Origin of the sequence: Zooshikella sp. RANM57 (genome assembly GCF_050749885.1) — a bacterium.
In the GTDB taxonomy this organism is placed as follows: domain Bacteria; phylum Pseudomonadota; class Gammaproteobacteria; order Pseudomonadales; family Zooshikellaceae; genus Zooshikella.
Genome location: NZ_JBOIUB010000071.1, coordinates 1 through 285, shown reverse-complemented (window position 1 = coordinate 285; position 285 = coordinate 1). Strand labels below are relative to the sequence as shown.

The 285-nt window shown below is 38.9% G+C and carries 1 protein-coding gene; it reads left to right on the top strand.

Annotated features, from left to right (window positions below; all coding sequences use genetic code 11):
* The coding region (locus ACQ96U_RS27180) for a hypothetical protein (protein ID WP_431724411.1) at positions 1-285 on the top strand (285 nt) is incomplete at both ends.

The following is a 285-nucleotide window of genomic DNA, read 5'->3' as shown; positions in this document are numbered from 1 at the left end:
ATGGTGGTTTTATTAATGCGCGGATGGAATTAACGCCTGCTGATCCTGCAACCGCAACTACCATGGATGATATGTTTGGTTTGTTTTATAACAACTTAAACACATCAAATGACAATAAAGTAATTAGATCTATTTACACAGGTTGCACAGATGGATTAATTGATTACGATGAACTAATCGACTCCAGCACAAGTGGTGCCTGTTATTTAAACTCCAATTACGCACCTTACCGAACCCGACTGAATACCTTGTTTGCCACTGATTTAGTAGCAAGAGCCAACCAAA